General features: G+C 56.1%; 2 protein-coding genes. Both read right to left on the bottom strand.

The window, feature by feature from the left end; all coding sequences use genetic code 11:
- Positions 1–467 (bottom strand): HEAT repeat domain-containing protein (locus tag B2R17_RS27490; RefSeq protein WP_286766514.1); only part of this gene is annotated, 467 nt, incomplete at its 3' end.
- A 1,552-nt stretch (positions 468–2,019) separates the two neighbouring features.
- Positions 2,020–5,079, bottom strand: a 3,060-nt coding sequence (locus tag B2R17_RS27485) for a choice-of-anchor Q domain-containing protein (protein WP_286766513.1), incomplete at its 5' end; no start/stop codon positions are given.

Here is a 5,079-nt window from a genome sequence, read left to right as displayed (position 1 = left end):
TAATTGATCGTGCGTTGCTTAGCGGCAGCAGCTTCATCGTCGGAGAGCGGTGAGTCGCGATACTCGTGGTCACGGCCAAGGTGTTGCCCAAGCGAAATGAGCGAACCCGCTGCTGCACGGCGGATTTCAGGATCGGAGTCATTGAGTAGCGAAGAAAGAATCGTCATTTTCGCAGTGGCATGCGGGGCATAGCGACCAAGGGCATAGCAAGCCATACGCCGATGAAGTTGCGAATCACCAGAACGGGCAGCTTTCGCGAGCGGTTCGATCGCGTTCTCACCAATTGCGCCGAGCGCCCACGTTACCGAATCCGTCACCGGTCCGTTAGAGTCACTTAGGGCGGCAATCAGATGTGGTATTGCCGGTGAAGCATTGGGGCCATGGGCAGCAAGCGCGCGAGCCGCGGTGAAGCGATCGTTCACCGAAGTAGAGGTCAATTGCAGAATGAGTGGGGTAATTTGGTCCAAAGGGCAGTGAGTGGCTTTTGTATCGAGCGGCTAACGGAGGGTTTCTACGACACTGCCCTTAACGAAACGAGCGATGCCTGAACTACGAGAGATTGTACCAAGGCCAGCCCGCGTTGACAAAGTTGGAAGGTGTGCCCATAGGGCCCCAGCGTAAGAACCTTGTTGTGTGCCACTACGCGCGGGGGCGAGCAACAAATGCACCTATGCCGAGTGATATCAACCCGCCAACGCTCGCAATGCCGACGTGTTGCAGAAACATCACAAAGGCATGGCCGCCCGATCCAGTGGTTGGACCAAAGACGTCCGACGATATGAACGCGCGCGACGCATTCCCAAAAGGTAGAACTGCCACAGTTTGCATTGCACAAGCGCATCGCCAGTGTAGTAGTACTGGTTCATTAGAATCAGCATGGCGACGAATACAATCGCGAAGCCGCCAAGGAACCAGCGACGCAATCGGCGAGGTCTGACCGTCGGTGCGGCTTCAGCAGGTGACTTGTATGGAGAATCATCGCGCATCTGTGGCACACAACGGAAGGGTTTTACGACACCGCCCTGAACGAAGCGAGCGGTGTCTGAACTACAAGAGATTCTACCAAGGCCATGGTCCGTTGCCATCGAGACAAGGTGTTCCGTAGTCCTAACGTGAACACCATATAGCGCTGCGGAGCAACAGCAGGCAGTTTGCAACCACCAGCGCGACTGAGGCCAAAATTGCGGGGATCGGAATTAAATAGAGTGGGAATTCACGAAATAGAGATGTCACAGATATTCCGTTGACCCAGAAGCAACATGCCCAGAAAAAAAGCGTTGCAATCGCGGGTACGCACAGGACGCATATCCAAGCCTTCGAATTGCGAAATAAGAGTGAAACAAGTCCGATGCTAACTGCTGGAAGCCACGTAAAGATCTCGGGACTTCCACGCCAAGAGACGCTGCCCCAGCAGTAACACGCAAGGAAAAAGCAAATGCAACCAATCGGAAGTAACGCGTGTACGCCGTACTTCAGCGAGTACGCTTGGCGATCTCTTCCGAGATGAACGATTGGCGTTTCGTACGGATTTACCAACAGTTTGAGCCGAGCAACGGAACGTTTTCACGACACCGCCCTGAACAAACCGAACGACGTCTGAATCATCGCAGATTCTATCAATGCCAGCCCGCGACGCCATAGCGTGAAGGTGCGACGAAGGAGTCATGAAACGCGATTGTCGCTCCCGACACGACTGCATCTGCAGGTGGCTTGGGACAAAAGATCAAGCATCGGCGTTTTGACGCGTCGATCATCAGTGACCGTGCAACGAGCAATGGTTGAATCGGATTCATGCCCGACGGTTGTCTGGTTGTCCAGATCGGACGACCAAGATCGAACGGGTTGAGACTTCAACGTCCGGGCGCGGATACCGCTAGAAGACACACAGCCGTCACGAGGACGGCGACGGTCGCAAAATCGAAGTTGAAACGACGCGAAATCCGACTTCCTCCACGGAGCACTTTGAGCAAGCACTCCGGGAGTTTGCCAGATGCGGTCGAATTCTATCCAACCAGTTTGCTAAACAGTTCCCAACAGCTCGATTTCATTCGCCACCGATGACGATGCGTCCTCGTCATCGAGTTCCGCCATCGCTTCGTCCACTCCAACTGGCGTGGCTGCTGCGGTCGACGACGATCCATCGAATGACAATGAAACCTTGCTTGCTGGCTCGTCAACGCCGATGACTTCACCGCTGTCGAAGAACTCATCGACTTCATTGCTCAAAAGCTCATTGGGTTCTGAGTTCCCGAATGAACCTTGCGGAGCGATGAACTCGCCCGAGGCCGTGTTGGTCGCCAGCTCCATTCGGTTGAGATAATTGATCACCAGCAATGCATCCAACGCTGTAACGCTCGCGTCGCGATTGACATCAACGAAGCTTCCCACCAACGGCTCGCCACCAGCATCATTCAAACGGTTCAGCTCGTTGATCACCATCAACGCATCCAACGCGGTGGTTTCACCGTCAGCCGATGTGTCCGTCGGTTGCAGAATGTTCGTCGCCGCTCGGTTGGTCAACGTGTCGGAACCAGCAGAAGATCGAATCGAGAAGATGCGATCGCTGTCCAACGGCTCAAAGATGACCGCGTACAATTCGCCGGCTTGCAGATTCGCTGTCGCGACTCCGTTTTGGTAGGCACTGACGGTCAATGTATCCGCGTCGACAATCCGCACCGTTTCACTCAGGCTGGTCACACTGATTGGAGTGACCGTGACCGTCGTGTCTGTCAACGCTTGAAAGATGATTGCGGTTGGAATGCCATCACCAGGAATCAAATGCGGACGAGCCACAAAAGTCGGCACCAAAATTCGCGTTTCGCGTTCATTGATATCATCGTTCAGAATGATTCCCTCCGCATCCGCTTGCGATATCACCGTGTCATCGCTGGCGTTGCTAAGCACGACCGTGAAGCCTTCGTTTGGCTCCACTTGAGTGTCACCGGAAACGTTTACTGTGATCGTTGCCGTCGAATCACCATCAGCAAATGTCACCGTCCCGGTCGGCAAGGTCCCACCGAAATCGCTCGCGTCCGCGGGATTGCCTCCGTTCCCAACGACTGAATAGTCCACCGTGACAATGCCGGTCGTGTTTTCAGATCGAGTGACCGTGAAGGTGAATGCAGTGGTTCCCGAATCACCTTCGACACGCTGGGCATTGTCAGCGGCGATGCTCAACGAAGCCGCAACGGGTGCCGCCAAGTCAGATTCGAACGCGCCGATGTCGACACCTGGACCTTGCGGTCGCGAAACGCCTCGTTGATCGGTCGTCAATCCGGCTAGCACTCCCGCATCCAAAGCCGCACTTCCGGCGAGCAAAGGAATTGTCGGTGTTGGGCCGCCAAAGTCGCCCAGTGTTCCAAGCCCTGCGTCAACATCGACGAGGTTGTTTCCGTCGTCGGTGAAAGATCCCGACAGATTCGAATCGGTCGAAGCGTTGTTCCGCGAAACGATCGAGTTGATCAGCGAGAGAGTGCCTGCCTCGACGGAGATGCCTCCGCCCAACGACGCCGAGTTGTCGGCAATTGTGACGCTGGTCAATGCAACGGTTCCACCTTCGCTCAGCACACCGCCACCATCGTTGGATGCGGAGTTCGATGCGATGGTTGAGTTGACAACCGTGACCGCACCGCCATCTCCGTCGGCAAAGATCCCTCCACCGTCGATCGTGACGTTGTTGGAGATCGTCGAGCGTGTGACGACCAGCGTTCCGGTCGAGCTGTTCCACAAACCACCGCCTTCACTGGCGGCTGTGTTTCCATCAACGAGAACCTCCGTCAGGTCAACAGATCCATCGTCTGAGATGTGAATCGCACCACCATTGCCGGGCGCGGCCGATCCGCTTGGGCCAGCCACGTTGTCTTCCAGCGATCCACCGATGATAGAAGTGCTCGATCCGCCGATGGCTTCCAAACCGCCACCGGCACGATTGGCGGTGTTACCTGAGACGGTTGTATTGTCGATCGTCGCGGTCCCAGCATTGAAAATGCCGCCACCACTTCCCGATGCACCATCGGCAACGTTGTTTTGAATGGTCGCATCGCTGACGACTAACGTTCCACCAACGTTGAAAATGCCTCCACCTCCATTGTCCGCGTCATCACCGGATGCTGCATTCCCATCAATGACCGTCCCATCGACTGTCATTGTTCCGCTTCCGTTCCAAAGTCCCCCACCTTCGGAAGCGGCAACGTTTCCATTGACGGTTCCCCCAGTGATTTCAGCTGAGCCGTTTCCGGTGATATGCAGACCACCGCCGTTGCCAGGTGCCGCCGTCGCTGGCGAGACACCCACGTTGTTCTGGTTCAATGCAACGTTGAGCAGCGTTGTTGATGAATCAGCGGTTGCTTCGATGCCTCCCCCAGCTCGGTTGGCTCGGTTACCGGAGATCGTTGTTCCGGTAATTTCCACCGAACCACCGAAGTTCAACAGGCCGCCACCGCTGCCCGCCGAACCGCTTGCAACGTTGCCGCTAATCGAACCATTGGTGATCTCGATCGATCCACCATTGTTGAAGACGCCACCACCACCATCGTCGGCTCCATCGCCCAAGGCAGTATTGCCAGTGATCGTGGTGCCGTTGATCGTCATCAATCCGCTGCCGTTCCAAAGGCCGCCACCTTCGAGAGCGGCTGAATTCCCGGTGACTGATCCACCACTGATCGTCAGCTGCCCATCACCACCGACATGGATACCGCCTCCGTTGCCCGGCGCCGCTACCGCGGGAGAAACACCAACGGAATTCGATGAAATCGTCGCTCCGGTAATCGTGTTGATGGTGCCACCGGTCACTTCGATCCCACCACCAGCACGGTTGGCAGTGTTGTTGGAGATCGTCGTGTTGCCACTGATGGTGAGCGTTCCTCCATCATTGAGAATCCCACCGCCGCTGCCGCTGGCACCATCGGCAACGTTGAATCCGATGACTGCGTCGATCACGTTCAGTGTGCCACCGTCATTGAACAGACCGCCGCCACCATTGCTGGCGTCATCGCCACTTGCGACGTTCGATGAAATCGCCCCGCCGTTGATCGTCATCGTGCCGGTCGACGAGTTCCACAACCCTCCGCCTTCGCTGGC

It is taken from the genome of Rhodopirellula sp. UBA1907 (genome assembly GCF_002337565.1).
In the GTDB taxonomy this organism is placed as follows: Bacteria; Planctomycetota; Planctomycetia; order Pirellulales; family Pirellulaceae; genus Rhodopirellula; species Rhodopirellula europaea.
Note: the sequence above shows the minus strand (reverse complement) of the source record. Positions and strands in the feature narration are given on the sequence as shown.